This is a genomic window from Streptomyces pimonensis, assembly GCF_041380215.1.
Lineage (GTDB): Bacteria > Actinomycetota > Actinomycetes > Streptomycetales > Streptomycetaceae > Streptomyces > Streptomyces pimonensis.
Genome location: NZ_JAHWZY010000002.1, coordinates 223,013 through 239,551, shown reverse-complemented (window position 1 = coordinate 239,551; position 16,539 = coordinate 223,013). Strand labels below are relative to the sequence as shown.

Sequence of the window (16,539 nt, the reverse complement as noted above, 5' to 3'; positions counted from 1 at the left end):
AGCACTGGGGTCATCACCCAAAACCGGGGGCGGGGGCCGGGTATTCCCCGAAGGCCCGCGGAGGCCCCCGGCCCGGGCGGCGGAGCCGCACACCGGTACGGCCCCGCGCGCCCCTAGCCGGGGTCCACGACGTCCTCCGCCTCGCCCCCGGCCGTGTTCCCGGTGGCGCTCACGGGGACGGGGACGTCGTTCCTCAGGGCGTCCCAGACCTGTTCGGCCTCGGCCTCCCGCACCAGGACCCGGTTGCCGTCCGCCGGGTCGTACCGGACCGGCAGGGTGATCATGTGCAGGTCGGCGGGGGTGATGTCCTTCAGGCCGCCGGCGAAGGACATCAGGGAGTTCACCGAGCCCAGGCCGGAGTCGGTGGTGACGGCCCGGGTGGCGGTGTCGGCGAGGTCGTACAGCTTCTTGGGGTGGGTGAGGACGCCGACCTCCCCGATCTGCCGTACCAGGGCCTTGACGAAGGCCTGCTGGAGCCGGATGCGGCCGAGGTCGGAGCCGTCGCCGACGCCGTGCCGGGTGCGCACCAGGCCGAGGGCCTGCTCGCCGTCGAGCCGGTGGGTGCCGGCCTCGAGTTCCAGACGGCTGTCGGGGTCGTCGATGTCCCTGCCGGTGGTGACCTCGACGCCGCCGAGTTCGTCGACGAGCTTCTGGAAGCCGGTGAAGTCGACCTCCAGGTAGTGGTCGAGGCGCAGGCCGGTGATCGACTCGACGGTCCTCACCGCGCAGGCCGCCCCGCCCGTGGCGTAGGCGGAGTTGAACATCACGCCGCTCGCCGCGGGATGGGTGCCGCCGTCGGCGTCGGTGCACTCGGGGCGGTCGACGACGGTGTCGCGCGGGAGGGAGACCACGCTCGCCTTCTCGCGGCCCCCGTGGACGTGCACGATCATCGCGGTGTCCGAGCGGGCGCCACCCCCGTCGGCGCCGCCGCCGAGCTTCCCGTTGTCGCCGGAGCGGGTGTCGGAGCCGAGGACGAGTATGTTCTCGGAGCCGTTGCCGGCCTTCTCGGGCCGGTCGGCGCCGAGGGCCCGGTCGATGTCGAGGCTCTCGATGTTGCCGTCGAGCCTGACGTACAGGTATCCGGCGCCGGCGCCGCCGAGGGCGACGATGCCGGCGGCGGTCCAGGCCGCGGCCTTCAGGCCCCGGCGCCGCCTGTCCCGGCGACCCGGTGTGCTCTCGGCGGACATGTGCTCCTCGACTCGTCCTCGGTCGGTCGTTCCCGCACCCGGCACCGGACCCGGCCCTGCACCCGGGAGCGGACCTGCCTCCGCACCCGGTGCCGGACCTGGCACCGCACCCGGTACCGGACCTGGCCTGCGCCCGGTACCGGACCCGGCCTTCACAGCCGTACAACACCCATCGTCCCGCCATCGGAGTGAACGGGAAAACGCGGGACGGGGTCGCACGGCGGGCCGTGCCGGGCCGGTGCGCCTCCGGGGGCGCGGAGTTCCGCACGGGACCGGCGCGACACCCGGCCGGCCCGCGGGCCGGCCGGAGGGGGCGTACGTCCCCGCCTCGGTCCCGACGGACCTCGCCGTGGCCGCGGAGCCCTCACCGCATCTCCCACCGCACGCGAAAGGGCCGCTCCCCGGCGGGAGCGGCCCTTTCGGCGGAAGGCCCGACGTCAGTCGCCGTTGCCCGGCGTCGGCGTCGTCTTCTGGATCTGCATCAGGAACTCGACGTTCGACTTGGTCTGCTTCATCTTGTCGAGGAGCAGCTCGATCGCCTGCTGCTGGTCGAGCGCGTGCAGCACCCGGCGCAGCTTCCAGACGACGGCCAGTTCCTCGTTGCCGAGCAGGATCTCTTCCTTACGGGTACCGGACGCGTCGACGTCCACCGCGGGGAAGATGCGCTTGTCGGCGAGCTTCCGGTCGAGCTTGAGCTCCATGTTGCCGGTGCCCTTGAACTCCTCGAAGATCACCTCGTCCATGCGGGACCCGGTGTCCACCAGGGCGGTGGCGAGGATGGTCAGCGAGCCGCCGTCCTCGATGTTGCGGGCCGCACCGAAGAAGCGCTTCGGCGGGTACAGGGCGGTCGAGTCGACACCACCGGACAGGATGCGGCCGGAGGCCGGGGCGGCGAGGTTGTACGCACGGCCCAGACGCGTGATCGAGTCGAGCAGCACGACGACGTCGTGGCCCAGCTCCACCAGGCGCTTGGCGCGCTCGATGGCGAGCTCGGCGACCGTGGTGTGGTCCTCGGCCGGGCGGTCGAAGGTCGAGGAGATGACCTCGCCCTTGACCGACCGCTGCATGTCGGTGACCTCTTCCGGACGCTCGTCGACGAGGACGACCATCAGGTGGCACTCGGGGTTGTTGTGGGTGATCGCGTTGGCGACCGCCTGCATGATCATGGTCTTGCCGGTCTTCGGCGGGGCCACGATCAGACCGCGCTGGCCCTTGCCGATCGGCGACACGAGGTCGATGATCCGGGTGGTCAGCACGCCCGGGTCCGTCTCCAGGCGGAGGCGGTCCTGCGGGTAGAGCGGGGTGAGCTTGTTGAACTCCGGGCGGCCGCGGCCGTGTTCGGGCGCCATGCCGTTGACGGAGTCGAGGCGGACCAGCGCGTTGAACTTCTCGCGGCGCTCGCCCTCCTTGGGCTGGCGCACGGCGCCGGTGACGTGGTCGCCCTTGCGCAGGCCGTTCTTGCGGACCTGGGCGAGGGAGACGTACACGTCGTTCGGACCGGGCAGGTAGCCGGAGGTCCGGATGAACGCGTAGTTGTCGAGGATGTCGAGGATGCCGGCGACCGGGATCAGGACGTCGTCGTCGGTGAGCTGCGGCTCGGAGGTCATCTCGTCGCGGCCACGACGGCCACGGCGGTCGCGGTAGCGCCCGCGACGGCCGCGACGGCCGCCCTCGAGGTCGTCGTCGTCGTGCTGACGGTCCTGTCGGCCGCCGCCCTGCTGGTTCTGCTGACGGCCCTGGCCCTGCTGCTGGTCGTCGCCCTTGCCGCGACGGTCACCGCGGTCGCCGCGCTCACCACGCTCGCCGCGGTCACGGTCGCGGCCGCGCTCACGGCGGTCGCGGCGGCGGCCCTCGCCGCCGTCGTGGTCGGCCCTGGCGTCGCCCTGCTGCTGCGACTGCTGCTGGGCCGGGGTCTCGGCCCGGGGCTCGGCCTTCGCCTCGGCGGTGACCGTCTCGGTCGCGGCGGCGACCGGGGCGCCCGCCTCGGCGGTGGCGCGACGGCGGCGGCGCTCGGCGGGGGCGGCCTCCTCGGCCGGCTCGGCCGGGGCCTTCGGGGAGGGCTGGCCCGGGATGTCGATCTGCTGCTGGGCCGCGGCCTTTTCGGCGGGGGCCTGCTCGGCCTCGGCGGCGGCCTTCTTCTCGGCGGCCTCCCCCGTACGGGTCCGGGAGGTGGCGCGGCGCTTGGGCTTGGTCTCGGCGGCGGCCTCGGCCTTGGCCGGGGCGGCGCCTCCGGCGGCCTGCGCCTCCTTGATGACCTCGATCAGCTGGCTCTTGCGCATGCGCGCGGTGCCCCTGATCCCGAGGCCGGACGCGACCTGCTGCAACTCGGCCAGCACCATGCCCTCGAGGCCGGTACCGCGGCGCCGCCGGGAGCCGGCACCGCTGGCAGGCGCGGAGGCGTCCGTGGCGGGCGCGGCAGCGGTCTCCTCGACACGTGCGCCCATCAGATCGGTGGTGTCGCTCACGAAGGGTCCTTCCCTGGAGCGGACGTCGGCCTGTCTGGCTCGGCGACCGGTTGTGCTGTCCGGCATCGGTCCTTGCTGTGTGAACCGTGCCGGGGCGGTTGTCCGCCTGAACGGCGGAAGAAATATCTGGTGATGGTGCTCCCCCGAGCCGTGGCACCCAGTGTCACGTGGCGTGGTCGCACCGGTTCCGAAGCCCGCCCCGCGGGCCGTTCAGCGTCCGCGTACGACGTACTGCCCGCGTACGTAGCAGAGAACACAGTGCGGCTTGGGGGGCTCCCGGAAGAATGTCTGTCCCGGACGGGGACACGAGGCACCTCGCCATGGTGGGGTCGGGTGCAGACTTGAGATTAACACTACCGGATCCAACAAACATTCCCCCTCTCGAAATCCGGCGACCGTGTGTCAGGTGGCGAGCGGAAGCACGCTCGCGCCCTGCACGTCGAGACCGAGCCGATTGGCGGCCCAGCCGGTGCCGGCCAGTGCTTCGACCTTGTCGGCCGTGCCCGCGTCCGCCAGCGCCATGACCGTGGGACCGGCGCCGGAGATCACCGCGGGGATGCCGTCCCCGCGCAGCCGCTCCACCAGGGCGGCGCTCTCCGGCATGGCCGGGGCGCGGTACTCCTGGTGCAGTCGGTCCTCGGTGGCGGGCAGCAGCAGCTCGGGGCGCCTGGTCAGGGCCTCGACGAGCAGGGCCGCACGGCCCGCGTTGGCGGCGGCGTCGACGTGCGGCACGGTGCGCGGGAGCAGCCCGCGCGCGGTCTCGGTGAGGACCGGCTTCCCGGGCACGAAAACCACCGGAACGATGGAATCGGCGGGCTCCATCCTGATCGCCCGGGCCGCGCCGCCCTCCATCCAGGACAGGGTGAAACCGCCCAGCAGGCAGGCCGCGACGTTGTCCGGGTGGCCCTCGATCTCGGTGGCGAGTTCGAGGAGCGCGGTGTCGTCGAGCCTGGCCTCGGCGCCTATGGTCACGGCGCGGGCGGCGACGATCCCGGCGCAGATGGCGGCGGAGGAGGAGCCCAGGCCGCGGCCGTGCGGGATGCGGTTGGCACAGACGATCTCCAGGCCGCGCGGCTGTCCGCCGAGCAGGTCGAAGGCGGTGCGCAGGGAGCGCACGAGCAGATGGCTCTCGTCGCGCGGGAGGGTCTCGCTGCCCTCACCGGCGATGTCGATGTGCAGCCCGGAGTCGGCCACCCGGACGACCACGTCGTCGTAGAGACCCAGCGCGAGGCCGAGGGCGTCGAAGCCCGGGCCGAGGTTGGCGCTGGTGGCGGGGACGCGCACCCGGACGGCGGCGGCGCGGAACGCGGGACCGGCCATCGCTCGAAGACTCTCCTTGAGCTGCGTGACTGTCGAACGGAATTCGACGACATCCGATGGACATGCGAGGGCGTACGAAACCCTCTGGGATCGCCGTCGACCGGGGTGGCCGACCGCTCTCCGGACCCTCCGGGCCGCTTCCGGGACCACGGAGGCACCGCGGCACCGCGGCATATGCGGTGGGCGGATTCAGTACAGCCTATCGAAGGAAGGTTCAGTGGCGACATAGGGCGCACAGGAGGCGCACGATGCGTGTCGCGAGCCCCCTGTGCACCCCCTGTGAAGAACTTTCCCGGGCGGGCGCGTTCCTACGCCCGTTCCGCGGACCGTGCCCCGGGCCGCTCGCCCTGGACGAGGCCGAGCCGCTCGGCGGCGGTCGCGGCGTCCACCGGGACGGTGACCGGCTGTGGGGCGCCGGCGACGGCCCAGTCCGGGTCCTTCAGACCGTTGCCGGTGACGGTGCACACGATCTTCTGCCCCGGGTCGACCTTGCCCTGCTCGGCGGCCTTCAGCAGACCGGCCACCGAAGCGGCGGACGCGGGCTCGACGAAGACGCCCTCCTGCGAGGCCAACAGCCGGTAGGCGCGCAGGATCTCACGGTCCGTCACCTCGTCGATGGCGCCGCCCGACTCGTCCCGCGCGGCGAGCGCGAAGTCCCAGGAGGCGGGGTTGCCGATGCGGATGGCGGTGGCGATGGTCGACGGCTCCTTGACGACCTCGCCGCGCACGATCGGCGCGCTGCCGGAGGCCTGGAAGCCCCACATGCGCGGCGCCCTCGTGCTGACCCCGTCGGCGGCGTACTCCTTGTAACCCTTCCAGTACGCGGTGATGTTGCCCGCGTTGCCCACCGGCAGGACGTGGATGTCGGGCGCGTCGCCCAGCATGTCCACGATCTCGAAGGCGGCGGTCTTCTGCCCCTCGATACGCACCGGGTTGACCGAATTGACCAGCGCCACGGGGTAGTTGTCGCTCAGCGCGCGGGCCAGCGTGAGGCAGTCGTCGAAGTTTCCGTCGACCTGGAGGATCTTCGCGCCGTGGACCAGCGCCTGGCCCATCTTGCCGAGCGCGATCTTGCCCTGGGGCACGAGCACGGCGGAGACCATGCCCGCGCGCACGCCGTACGCGGCGGCGGAGGCGGAGGTGTTGCCGGTGGAGGCGCAGATGACGGCCTGTGCGCCCTCCTCCTTGGCCTTGGAGATGGCCATGGTCATCCCGCGGTCCTTGAAGGACCCGGTCGGGTTCGCGCCCTCGACCTTGAGGTGCACCTCGCAGCCCGTGCGCTCGGAGAGCACCTGCGCGGGCACGAGCGGCGTGCCGCCCTCACGGAGCGTCACGACCGGCGTGGTGTCGGATACCGGCAGCCGGTCCCGGTACTCCTCGATGATTCCGCGCCACTGGTGGGTCATTGCTGGTTACTCTCCTTCAACCCGCATGATGCTGGCGACACCGCGCACGGTGTCGAGCTTGCGCAACGTCTCGACGGTCCCTCCGAGGGCCGCGTCGGACGCACGGTGGGTGACGACGACGAGGGAGGCCTCACCGTCCTTGCCCTGCTGGCGGACCGTGTCGATCGAGACGCCGTGCTCGGCGAACACGGTCGCGACCTGGGCCAGGACACCCGGCTTGTCGGCCACGTCGAGGCTGATGTGGTAGCGCGTGACGACCTCGCCCATCGACGAGACGGGCAGCGCGGCGTACGCCGACTCCCCCGGCCCGGTTGTCCCGCCGACCCGGTTGCGCCCCACGGCGACCAGGTCACCGAGCACGGCGGAGGCGGTCGGCGCACCGCCCGCGCCCGGCCCGTAGAACATCAGCTGCCCGGAGGCGTCCGACTCGACGAACACGGCGTTGTAGGCGCCGCGCACGGAGGCGAGCGGGTGGCCGAGCGGGATCATCGCCGGATGCACCCGCGCGGTGACCGACGCACCGTCCCCGGCCCGCTCGCAGATGGCGAGCAGCTTGATGGTGCAGCCCATCTCCTTCGCGGAGGCGAAGTCGGCGGCGGTGACCTCGGTCATGCCCTCGCGGTGGACGTCGTCGAGGCGCACCCGGGTGTGGAAGGCGATCCCGGCCAGGATGGCGGCCTTGGCGGCGGCGTCGAAGCCCTCCACGTCGGCGGTGGGGTCGGCCTCGGCGTACCCGAGCGCGGTGGCCTCGTCGAGGGCCTCCTGGTAGCCGGCGCCGGTGGTGTCCATCTTGTCGAGGATGAAGTTGGTCGTCCCGTTGACGATGCCGAGCACCCGGTTGACCTTGTCCCCGGCGAGCGACTCGCGCAGCGGGCGGATCAGCGGGATGGCGCCGGCGACGGCGGCCTCGTAGTAGAGGTCCTTGCCGTGCTCCTCGGCGGCGGCGTGCAGCGCGGCGCCGTCCTGGGCGAGCAGCGCCTTGTTCGCGGAGACGACGGACGCGCCGTGCTCGAAGGCGGTGGTGATGAGCGTACGGGCGGGCTCGATCCCGCCGATGACCTCCACGACGATGTCGAGGTCGCCCCGTTTGACGAGCGCGGTGGCGTCGGTGGTGACCAGGGCGGGGTCGATCCCCTCGCGCACCCTGTCCGGCCGCCGCACGGCCACGCCCGCCAGCTCCACCGGAGCCCCGATGCGGGCGGCGAGGTCGTCGGCGTGCGTCGTCATGATGCGCGCCACCTCTGAGCCGACCACTCCACAGCCCAGCAGCGCCACCTTCAGCGGACGCGTACGCATCATCCGACCTCGATTCCTGATTACCGTCTCGGTTGCACCAGTCTCACTCACCGGACGGGGGTTTCTTTCCCTGGTCCGGATCGTGAGACGTCTATTTCATTTTCATGACCGGAAAGACAGAAGATCTTCCGCCGCCCGATCACGGTCCCCCCTGTCCTCACTCATCCGGCTGTCGTCACTCATCCGACGTCGCTGCTCGTCCGGCATCGCTGCTTCTCCGACGTCGCCGTTCGTCCGGCATCGCGGCTCGTCCGGCATCGCCGCTCATCCGACGTCGAGACGGAGGAGGTCCTCCTCCGTCTCCCGCCGCACGATCGCGCGCGCCTCGCCGTCCCGGACGGCGACGACGGGCGGACGCAGGACGTGGTTGTAGTTGCTGGCCATGGACCGGCAGTACGCCCCGGTCGCCGGCACGGCGATGAGGTCGCCCGGCGCCAGGTCCCCCGGCAGGAAGGCGTCCTTCACCACGATGTCACCACTCTCGCAGTGCTTGCCGACGACCCGGCACAGCACCGGCTCGGCGTCGGACACCCGGGAGGCCAGGACCACGCTGTACTCGGCGTCGTACAGCGCGGTCCGGATGTTGTCCGACATCCCGCCGTCCACGGACACGTAGGTCCGCAGCCCCTCCAGCGGCTTGACGGTGCCGACCTCGTAGAGCGTGAAGGCGGTGGGCCCGACGACGGCGCGCCCCGGCTCCACGGAGATCCGGGGGGTCGTCAGCCGCGCGGCCGCGCACTCCCGCGTGACGATCTCGGTCAGCGCCTTGGCGATCTCGTGCGGCTCGCGCGGGTCGTCGTCGCTGGTGTACGCGATCCCGAGCCCGCCCCCGAGGTCGATCTCGGGCAGCTCGACCCCGTGCTCGTCGCGGATGTCCTCGAGCAGCCCCACCACCCGGTGCGCGGCCACCTCGAACCCGGACATGTCGAAGATCTGCGACCCGATGTGGGAGTGGATCCCGATGAGCTCGATCCCGTCGAGCCCCAGGGCCCGCCGCACGGCTTCCGCCGCCTGCCCCCCGGCCAGCGGGATGCCGAACTTCTGGTCCTCGTGGGCGGTGGCGATGAACTCGTGCGTGTGCGCCTCGACGCCCACGGTGATGCGGATCTGCACCCGCTGCCGCCTGCCCAGCTCCTGCGCGACGTGCGCGACGCGGACGATCTCCTGGAACGAGTCGAGCACGATCCGCCCGACCCCGGCCTCGACGGCCCGCCGGATCTCCGCGACGGACTTGTTGTTGCCGTGGAAGGCGATCCGCTCGGCGGGCATCCCGGCGGACAGCGCGGTGGCCAGCTCGCCGCCGGAGCACACGTCGAGGTTCAGCCCCTCCTCGTCCAGCCACCGCACGACGGCCCGGGAGAGGAACGCCTTGCCGGCGTAGAAGACGTCGGCGTCGCCGCCGAAGGCGGTGCGCCAGGCCCGCGCCCGGGCCCGGAAGTCCTGCTCGTCGAGGAAGTAGGCAGGGGTGCCGAACTCCTCGGCGAGCCGCTTGACGTCGATCCCGCCGACAGTGAGCACACCGTGCTCGTCACGCGTGACGGTCTCGGCCCACACCTTGGGGTCGAGGGCGTTGAGGTCGGCGGGCGGTGCGGAGTAGTGCCCCTCGGGGAGGACGTCGGCGTGACGGGGCCCGGCGGGGTGTGCGGAACGGCTCATGGTCTTCTCTCTGGGCTCTCTCAGAGGTGGTCGGGTGCGTCGATGCCGAGCAGGGACAGGCCGCCGGCCAGCACCGTCCCGGCGGCGTCGGCGAGCGCGAGCCGGGCGCGGTGGGCGGCCGAGGGTTTCTCCTCACCGAGGGGCAGCACGGCGGGAAGCAGCGGCATCACGGCATCGGCGACGGCGACGAGCTGCCGGGCGAGCCGGTCGGGCGCACGGTGGGCGGCGGCGGCCGCGAGGATCCGGGGGTGGTCGGCGAGGACCTGGACCAACGACCGGTCCTCCGCCACGGGACCGGGCTCGGGCCCGAACCCGAGATCGGCGGCGTTGCGCAGGAGCGCCCGGGTGCGGGCGTGGGCGTACCGGACGCGGAAGAGGGGGTTGCTCTCCCGCTGCACCAGGTGCTCACCGCCGATCCGGGGCCGGTCGTGCGGGGCGGGGTACAGCAGGGCCCAGTGGGCGGCGTCGGGGCCGAGGCGGAAGGGATCGGCGGGCGCGGGAACGGGCCGCACGACGGTGGCGCGCTCGTCGTCCTCGTCGTCCGGGTGCACGACGGCACCGTGCTCGTCGTCGAGGCGCACGACGGCGCCCTGGGACCGGAGGATCCGGCCGAGCGCCTCGGCCTGGACGACGGCCCGCACCTCGGGTACCGCACGGAGCCGGACGGTGTGACCGCTCAGGGCGTCACCGTGCCCGTACCGGGAACCGCACCGCAGGACCTCGCGGACGAGACCGGCGCTCCCGGCGCGGGCGAGGCTGATGTTGAGGAACCCGGGCCCGGTGACGACGACGTCGCTGATGCCGGGGGCCCCCAGGAGGCGGGGCTGGAGAATCTCGGCGACACGCTGAGCGGGCTGCCCCGCCGGCCGCGCGAGCTGAAGGGCGACACTGGTCGCGTAGTCCCCGCACCCCCCGGGCCCCGGAGGCGTCACGCGCACCCGCTCGGGCAGGGCCGACACCCTCAGCTCCCCCTCGTCGACGGCACGGCGCACCGCGTGCAGCACGGTGCGGGAGAGCTCGACGGGGGTCACGGGACAAGCGTAGGGGAGGAGGGGGGTGGGTAGCCGAATGAGTTGGACCACGGTCCCGAGATGTGGACGGCCGCCGGTCTCATCCTCCCGCGTGCCCGGCGGCAGGCTCGGCGTCCCCGGACCCGCGCACACGTCCGAGGGGACCGAGGACCAGCCGCCGGACGGTCCGGACGAGCTCCGCGGGATCGAAGGGCTTGGCGAGGAAGGCGTCCACCCCCACGTCGAGCCCGCTCTCGATCTCGTACCGGGTGCAGGCGCTGACCATGACGAGCGGAAGGTGAGCGGTCCGGGGATCGGTGCGCAGCCGGGCGGCCGTCCGGAGCCCGTCGAGCCGCGGCATGGCGACATCCAGGGTGACGAGGTCGGGCCGCACCCGATGGACGACTTCCAGACACTCGACACCATCGGCCGCGGTCACGACCTCGATGCCCTCCAGCTCGAGGTTGACCCTGATCAACTGCCGGATGACCTTGTTGTCGTCCACGACAAGGACCCGGCCCGGCGTGCCTGGCACAACTCGAGAGTAGGTCGCCCCCGGCCACCGCGTCCGGCGTTTCCCCCATTCCACCCCGCACGGGCGAGCCACCGCGCTCCGGACCGACCCCGCCTCGCTGACGCCTCCTGCGGAAACGGGTTCATGACCACCTCCGGGGAGCTGGTAGTGTTCTACCCGTCGCCGCGATCACCGCGCGGAGGACACGCCCCCGTAGCTCAGGGGATAGAGCAACGGCCTCCGGAGCCGTGTGCGCAGGTTCGAATCCTGCCGGGGGCACCCAGCATGAGGTGCCCGAAGACCCCGTCATCAGCGGAAACGCTGAGGCCGGGGTCTTCGCGTATGTGCAGGCGTACACCGCTTGGAGCAGCCTTGTGCCGGGGCCGAGGGCCAAGTGCGGACGGATTCTTGGGCCTTGCCACAGGTGAGACGGCTGGTCGGCCGGTCGGTGAAGAGGGCTTGTCGCACAGCTGGTCTCAGTTCCGCCGTCTTGTGTTGAGGTCTCCGCCTCCAGTCGCGCAGAGCCCGGAGGACAAGGCCGAGGCGGTGTCCACTTGAGACGAGTTCGTGGCGCACTCTCGGTGGCCGGCCTGGTCGATGGTCGCGTTCGACGACTCCGGTTCCATCGAGTTGGGCCAGCCGGTCGGACAGCACGGGTAGGGCCGTGCTGTCCGACCGGCGCGGCCGACCGTTCCGCTGGGTCAGCCGCCTTGGCGGAAGGAGAGGCCCGCGACCACGGATGTTCCGCGTGTGGGGCGGGGACGGACGGTCCAGGCGGCGGCGAGGCGGTCGACGAGGAGCAGGCCCCGGCCGTTCTCGGAGTCCGTGTCCGGGTGGGCCAGTGCGGGTTTGCCGGTGCCGGGGTCGGAGACGGCGAGCCAGTAGTGTCCGTCGGCGGGCCACAGCACGAGTTCGATGAGGTCCTCGTCCTCCCGGCAAGCCCCGTGACGGATGGCGTTGGTGACCAGTTCGGAGGTCAACAGGCCCAGGTCGTCGCCCAGGTGCGGGCGGAGGACGTGCGGCAGCGATTCGGCGACGGCGTGGCGGGCCCTTCGTACGGAGGCGGGATGGGCGGGGAAGCGCCAGTGGACAGGCACCAGGGGGATCTCGGGCATGACGAACTCCATTGCTGTGCAAGGGTTTTAAGGTCGCCGGTGGCCTACCGCCCTGGTCGCGGGCACACCCGTCCCAGGGCAGGCGGGCATGCTCGCGCGGTGCACTTCCGGCATTGCGGTGCGTAGCTTGCGCGATACTGACAGTAGAGCAGCCGGTGGTAAATTTCCCACGCACTCAAGAGAATTCACCACGGAGAGGTAGGGCGGTCTCCGAGTGCCGCCGAGCGGCCCCTGCCCCGGATGGAAGGAATCCCGATGCCCCCGAGGACGACCCCCACAGAACGACAGAAGCGGCTGGGAAGCGAGCTGCGGCGCATCCGTACCGCCTCAGGGATGTCCGCAGAGTTCGCGGCGGGCCTACTGGGTGTGGACCGAGGCAAAATCTCCAACATCGAGTCCGGAGTCCGGGGTATCAGCGCCGACCGCCTGCGCACATTGGCCTGCAACTGCGATGTGACCGATGAGACGTACATCGAGGCGCTCGTCGAGATGGCTCAGGCGAGTACGGGTTGGTGGGAGCGCTACCGAGGCATCCTGCCTCAGGGCTTGCTGGACATCGCGGAGGCGGAAAGCCACGCGGTGCGCATGCGCGGCGCCAACACCGTGCACGTACCCGGCCTGCTCCAGACCTCGGAACAGGCGATGGCCATCTTCCGGGCTGCGGTTCCTGCCTTGCCCGAGCACGAGGTTGCTCTGCGACTTGCGCTGCGTGCCGAACGCCAACAGGTGATCACCGGCGACAGGGCGGTCCCGTACGTCGCGGTCATCCACGAGGCGGCACTCCGGATGCAGTTCGGCGGCGCCGACGTGGCCCGCGCCCAGTTGGAGTACCTTCTGGAAGTCTCTGAGCGGGACAATGTCACCGTGCTCGTTCTGCCCTTCGCCCACGGCGCCTTCCCTGGTGCCGGGCAGACGGTCGTCCACATCGAAGGGCCCGTTCCGCAGCTCGATACGGTGCAGGTGGACAGCTCCCACGGACCCACCTTCCTCCACGCCGAAGGCCAGTTGGCGAAATACCGGGCGCAACTCGATCTGTTGGAAAGTCTGGCTCTGCCGCCAGAGCAGTCCAGAGACTTCGTTCGTGACATCTCACGCCAACTATGAGGAGTACCGATGCCCGACATCGTCTGGGAAGCCCCGTTCTGCGCCGAGGGCAGTTCCTGCTTCCGTCTCGGTACCGACGCCGACGGCAACGGGTACATAGCTGTCGCCGGTCAGGAGGAGAACCCTCTCACCGACTCCCTCGAAGCCCTGCGCACCCTCATCACCGACATCAAGGCCGGTAAGGCCGACCACCTGCTGTAGGGCCCGCAGCGCGCCGTCGCCGAGGGACACGGTTCCCGCGCGTTCGGTGACCTCGGGCGGCTGTCCGGCCTCGTCCCTGGGCCAAGTCAGCCGACGGCAGGCTTGCGAGCGTTGAGGTTGCACAGACTGCGGTGATAGGCGATGTGCGCCTCGTCCAGCGGATGTCCGGGGTCGCGGCGGAGCGGGCGGGGTTCTCTGCCGCCTCTCGTGTCCCTGACCAGGCCGTCGGGATCGACGTAGATCTCCAGGCCGTCGAAGAGGACGTGGCAGTTGGCGCACAGGCACAGGAGGTTCCGCAGTTCGTCGGGGCCGTGGTGGGGCCTGCCCAGGCCTCTTATGTGCGCCGCCTGGCTGTACGGGCGGTTCAGGTAGCGGAGCGCCGTGTCGCAGATCTGGCACCGGTCGCCCTCGAGCTCCTTGACCTTCCTGGCCAGGGAGCCGTCGCGGACGATGACGGAGCGGGTCGTGTCACGGCGCGGTGCGGGGCCGGTCGCCCGCCCGTACCGGTCCATGGCGGCACCGCCGCTCCCGTCCTCCGACGGGTTCACCAGGCTGCCGGCTGTGGTGTATCCGTCCAGGCCTGTTCGCTCGAGGAGGGCCTGGTGGTCGACGTCCTGGAGATACGTCTCGCAGATCGCGGCGATGGCGTCGAGGCGGGTCACCGGGTCCCGGAGGAGGCCGACGACCTCCTCCTTGAAGCCCGCCTGCGGGTGGTGCGCGTCGAGGACGCTCACCTTCGGCATCTCCTCGGCCGCCTCGGTGGGTATGCCCTGAACCTCCCACAGTCCGCTGCCCCGGAGGTGCCAGAACGGGTACTCCGGCGTGGCCTTCGCGTTGGGGAGGCCGAACTCGACCAGGAGCGGGCCGACCTCGTCCCGGAACCGTGGCCACGGGGTCATGCGGGGCCGTTCGTCGGCTTCGCGGGATATCGCCCACAGGAGGCTCAGCGGCTGGTGACGGCTGGGGGCCGGGTTCCCGGGGCCGCGGGAGACCTTGAGTTTCCGGAGGCGCTCCAGCAGGGCGGAGCGGTCGAGGGGCATCTCCCCGGTCTCCACCACGAAGCCGAGCTCGCGCAGGCGTCGCGCCACCGTGGCCGCACCGCCGCTGAAGTCCCCCGCGCTCAGGAAGTCGCCCGTGGCATACCCGTGGGCGACACCGGAAATGGCCTTCGAGTCGTAGCGAAGGCCGTCCAGGACCAGCTCGTACGACCTGGCTCGCCCGAAGCCGTACGTCCGGAGGAAGTCGTCCCGGCCCAGACGGCGGAACTCCTCGGTCGCCGCGATGACGTCCTCGTACCTGATGTCGCCAAGTCCCATACGCCGAAGGCTAGTCGGACAGTATGACAATCCATGCGATTGTGACGCGCAGGAGGTGGGGCGGTGTTCCTCGGCGAGCAGGGATGCGGCTGTGCGTCGCTGTTGGTGGTGTCGGGCCCGCACCGAGGCACCGTCTGGGAGGATTCGAGACCGATGCACCGCGATGGACCGATGGACCGAGGAACCGAGCCGACCGGGTATGACTTCGCGCACCGGTACCGAGGGCGGCTCGAGCGCACCGAGCGACAGTTCGAGACCCGACGGGGTGAGGACGATGCAGTACTGCGAGCGTCATGAAATGCACAACTGCGCCGATTGCGGCGCTCCGCGCGCACCTCACGGTAGCGCGCCTGCCACCAGTGAATGGGACGGCTGGCCGGCGGCCTCGATCATCATCCACGCCAGCGGCAAGGCCCACCTTCCGGGCTGCATGCACATCGTCCCGGCCGACATCCGGCCGCCCCTCTACGGCTGGGTGCTCACCCCCTCGCCCGGGGCATGGCGTCGCCTCGCTCCCTCCAGCCCGCTCCGCGCCACCCAGGGCAACACCGAGCGGACGGCTGTGAGCCGCTGTATGAGCTGCGACGCGACGCAGTAAGGGCACTCCTCGGTGCGCGGCCCCTCGGCCGGCAGGGTGACCTGCTGGGCGTCAGCCGGCGTCCGGCCATTCCTCGGGCGGCAGAGACGGTTCCGGGTCCTCCTGCCGGGCCGCTTGCCGGGCGTTCTCCTCCCTCAGGGTCGTCAGCCATCGCCACAGGTCCGGCAGAGGCTGTTCCGGGCAGGCGAGGCGGTGCTCGATGCGGCAGCGCTGGAACTGGTCCGGCGGGCACACTCCGTAGACCGTCACCCGTCCGTCGGACAGCTCGATCCAGCGGTGCTCCGCCGGCACGGTGTGGGCCAGTGGGTTCATGTCCGGTTCCAGCAGCACCCAGTCGTGCTCCAGCGTCGTCGCCCGCTCCTGCGGCAGCCCGCAGTACGGGCAGCGGAACCGTCCACCGCCCAGCCGCCTCGGCTCCTCCTCCAGAACCCCCATACCATGAGGGTCGCCAGCTCGGCGGCCCGGGCGTAGGGCGCGAACCGGACGGGACGTCTGGGGCAGGAGTCCGCCGGCGGGACGCGGGACGACACGGCAGGTGTGGTCGGCAACCGACGGACGACGGCACACGGCCGAGACGCAGCGGACCTTCGGCCCTTGCGGGCCGGCCGGAACGATCGGCGTGCATCGCGGTCGTGCGGGAACCCGCTCGGCTCCTGGGGAGGCGGCAGGCTCCGTTGGACGGGTTCCGCAGTGTCCCGCCGCCAGTGTCGAAGGACATGCTCATCACGGATCCCCCGCCCTCACGTAGCCGTCCCGGCGCAGGTCAGAGGCCCGGACGGTCGGGGGGTGCGCGGGCAGGAGGAGACCTGACGGGGGCCTGATCCGCTGATTTCCCCGGGCATCTCCGACTCCCTGCGCCCGTGATGGGCGCATACTGGAGGCAATGACAAAGTCTGCTGCGCCCAAACGCCACCTGCCCACCAGCCCCTTCAAGGCCCCGGTCGCGCTGCCTCCCAAGCAGTTCGCCGTGGGCGACCAGGTCACGCACGACATGTACGGCCTCGGCCGGGTCACCGGTATCGAGGAGGGGATCGCCGCGGTCGTGAACTTCGGCTCGGCGGAACGGCGGATCCTGAGCCCGTACTCCAAGATGACCAAGCTGTAGGACCGCTGTATCCGGTCACAGTACGTCGGGTCCCCCCGGGGACTCGCCATGAATGGGAGCCCCCTCATCGATCTGACCTTTCAGTTCTCCGCTCCGGAAGGAGCGCCTCGCCCTGCTTCCGCAGTGGCTCCGCCTCCGGCGACACATCCCTTCCGCGCCCCGGACTTCGGGGACGACGAACATCTCCGCCCGGAGGACGGTCCGGAGCCGTTTCCGGATGCGGGTGCGGTACGGCCCAAGGCGGCC

At 71.4% G+C, this 16,539-nt stretch carries 16 protein-coding genes and 1 tRNA gene; 5 read left to right on the top strand and 12 right to left on the bottom strand.

The annotated features are described in order from the left end of the window. Positions 1-113: 113 nt before the first annotated feature. The 8 genes from KYY02_RS03650 to KYY02_RS03615 form a co-directional block, all read right to left on the bottom strand. Positions 114-1,187, bottom strand: a complete 1,074-nt coding sequence (locus tag KYY02_RS03650; RefSeq protein WP_371235924.1) for an LCP family protein — start codon at positions 1,185-1,187, stop codon at positions 114-116. A 437-nt stretch (positions 1,188-1,624) separates the two neighbouring features. After that, positions 1,625-3,652, bottom strand: a complete 2,028-nt coding sequence (gene rho, locus KYY02_RS03645; RefSeq protein ID WP_371235923.1) for a transcription termination factor Rho — start codon at positions 3,650-3,652, stop codon at positions 1,625-1,627. Between the two features lie 402 nt (positions 3,653-4,054). Beyond that, the gene (gene thrB, locus KYY02_RS03640; protein WP_371235922.1) at positions 4,055-4,972 is read right to left on the bottom strand and encodes a homoserine kinase; all 918 of its coding nucleotides are present in this window, start codon (positions 4,970-4,972) and stop codon (positions 4,055-4,057) included. Between the two features lie 308 nt (positions 4,973-5,280). Then, positions 5,281-6,378: a threonine synthase gene (gene thrC, locus KYY02_RS03635; RefSeq protein ID WP_371235921.1), complete on the bottom strand. Its 1,098-nt coding sequence runs from the start codon at positions 6,376-6,378 to the stop codon at positions 5,281-5,283. 6 nt (positions 6,379-6,384) lie between these two features. Beyond that, positions 6,385-7,677: a homoserine dehydrogenase gene (locus KYY02_RS03630; protein WP_371235919.1), complete on the bottom strand. Its 1,293-nt coding sequence runs from the start codon at positions 7,675-7,677 to the stop codon at positions 6,385-6,387. A 261-nt stretch (positions 7,678-7,938) separates the two neighbouring features. Beyond that, positions 7,939-9,330 carry a diaminopimelate decarboxylase gene (gene lysA / locus KYY02_RS03625; protein ID WP_371235918.1) on the bottom strand — a complete coding sequence of 464 codons (1,392 nt, stop codon included), beginning with the start codon at positions 9,328-9,330 and terminating at the stop codon, positions 7,939-7,941. Positions 9,331-9,350: 20 nt separating this feature from the next. Continuing rightward, positions 9,351-10,361, bottom strand: a complete 1,011-nt coding sequence (gene nrtL / locus KYY02_RS03620; RefSeq protein ID WP_371235917.1) for an ArgS-related anticodon-binding protein NrtL — start codon at positions 10,359-10,361, stop codon at positions 9,351-9,353. Positions 10,362-10,440: 79 nt separating this feature from the next. Next, positions 10,441-10,947 (bottom strand): response regulator, encoded by a 507-nt coding sequence (locus tag KYY02_RS03615; protein WP_371235916.1) that lies wholly within the window; start codon positions 10,945-10,947, stop codon positions 10,441-10,443. Positions 10,948-11,061: 114 nt separating this feature from the next. Between KYY02_RS03615 and KYY02_RS03610 the strand changes: the two genes are divergently transcribed. After that, positions 11,062-11,133 (top strand) — tRNA-Arg (locus KYY02_RS03610). Between the two features lie 30 nt (positions 11,134-11,163). Here KYY02_RS03610 and KYY02_RS03605 read toward each other — a convergent pair. Further along, positions 11,164-11,508, bottom strand: coding sequence for a winged helix-turn-helix transcriptional regulator (locus KYY02_RS03605; protein WP_371235915.1), 345 nt, complete (start codon positions 11,506-11,508; stop codon positions 11,164-11,166). Between the two features lie 47 nt (positions 11,509-11,555). After that, entirely contained in the window at positions 11,556-11,969 is a 414-nt protein-coding gene (locus KYY02_RS03600; RefSeq protein ID WP_371235914.1) for an ATP-binding protein, read from the bottom strand. Between the two features lie 255 nt (positions 11,970-12,224). Here KYY02_RS03600 and KYY02_RS03595 point away from each other — a divergent pair, with 255 nt between their 5' ends. Both KYY02_RS03595 and KYY02_RS03590 read left to right on the top strand, forming a co-directional pair. Further along, complete coding sequence (locus KYY02_RS03595) at positions 12,225-13,073, top strand: helix-turn-helix domain-containing protein (protein ID WP_371235913.1); 849 nt, start codon at positions 12,225-12,227, stop codon at positions 13,071-13,073. Between the two features lie 9 nt (positions 13,074-13,082). Next, complete coding sequence (locus tag KYY02_RS03590) at positions 13,083-13,274, top strand: hypothetical protein (RefSeq protein ID WP_371235912.1); 192 nt, start codon at positions 13,083-13,085, stop codon at positions 13,272-13,274. An 86-nt stretch (positions 13,275-13,360) separates the two neighbouring features. Here the strand turns inward: KYY02_RS03590 and KYY02_RS03585 are convergent, their stop codons facing one another. Further along, positions 13,361-14,590, bottom strand: coding sequence for an HNH endonuclease (locus KYY02_RS03585; protein WP_371235911.1), 1,230 nt, complete (start codon positions 14,588-14,590; stop codon positions 13,361-13,363). Positions 14,591-15,020: 430 nt separating this feature from the next. On the opposite strand from KYY02_RS03585, the gene KYY02_RS03580 reads away from it, so the two are divergent. Continuing rightward, positions 15,021-15,188 carry a hypothetical protein gene (locus tag KYY02_RS03580; RefSeq protein WP_371235910.1) on the top strand — a complete coding sequence of 56 codons (168 nt, stop codon included), beginning with the start codon at positions 15,021-15,023 and terminating at the stop codon, positions 15,186-15,188. 51 nt (positions 15,189-15,239) lie between these two features. Here KYY02_RS03580 and KYY02_RS03575 read toward each other — a convergent pair whose 3' ends face one another. Continuing rightward, the gene (locus KYY02_RS03575; protein WP_371235909.1) at positions 15,240-15,623 is read right to left on the bottom strand and encodes a DUF6083 domain-containing protein; all 384 of its coding nucleotides are present in this window, start codon (positions 15,621-15,623) and stop codon (positions 15,240-15,242) included. 448 nt (positions 15,624-16,071) lie between these two features. On the opposite strand from KYY02_RS03575, the gene KYY02_RS03570 reads away from it, so the two are divergent. Then, positions 16,072-16,293, top strand: coding sequence for a CarD family transcriptional regulator (locus KYY02_RS03570; RefSeq protein ID WP_371235908.1), 222 nt, complete (start codon positions 16,072-16,074; stop codon positions 16,291-16,293). The last annotated feature ends 246 nt before the right edge of the window (positions 16,294-16,539 follow it).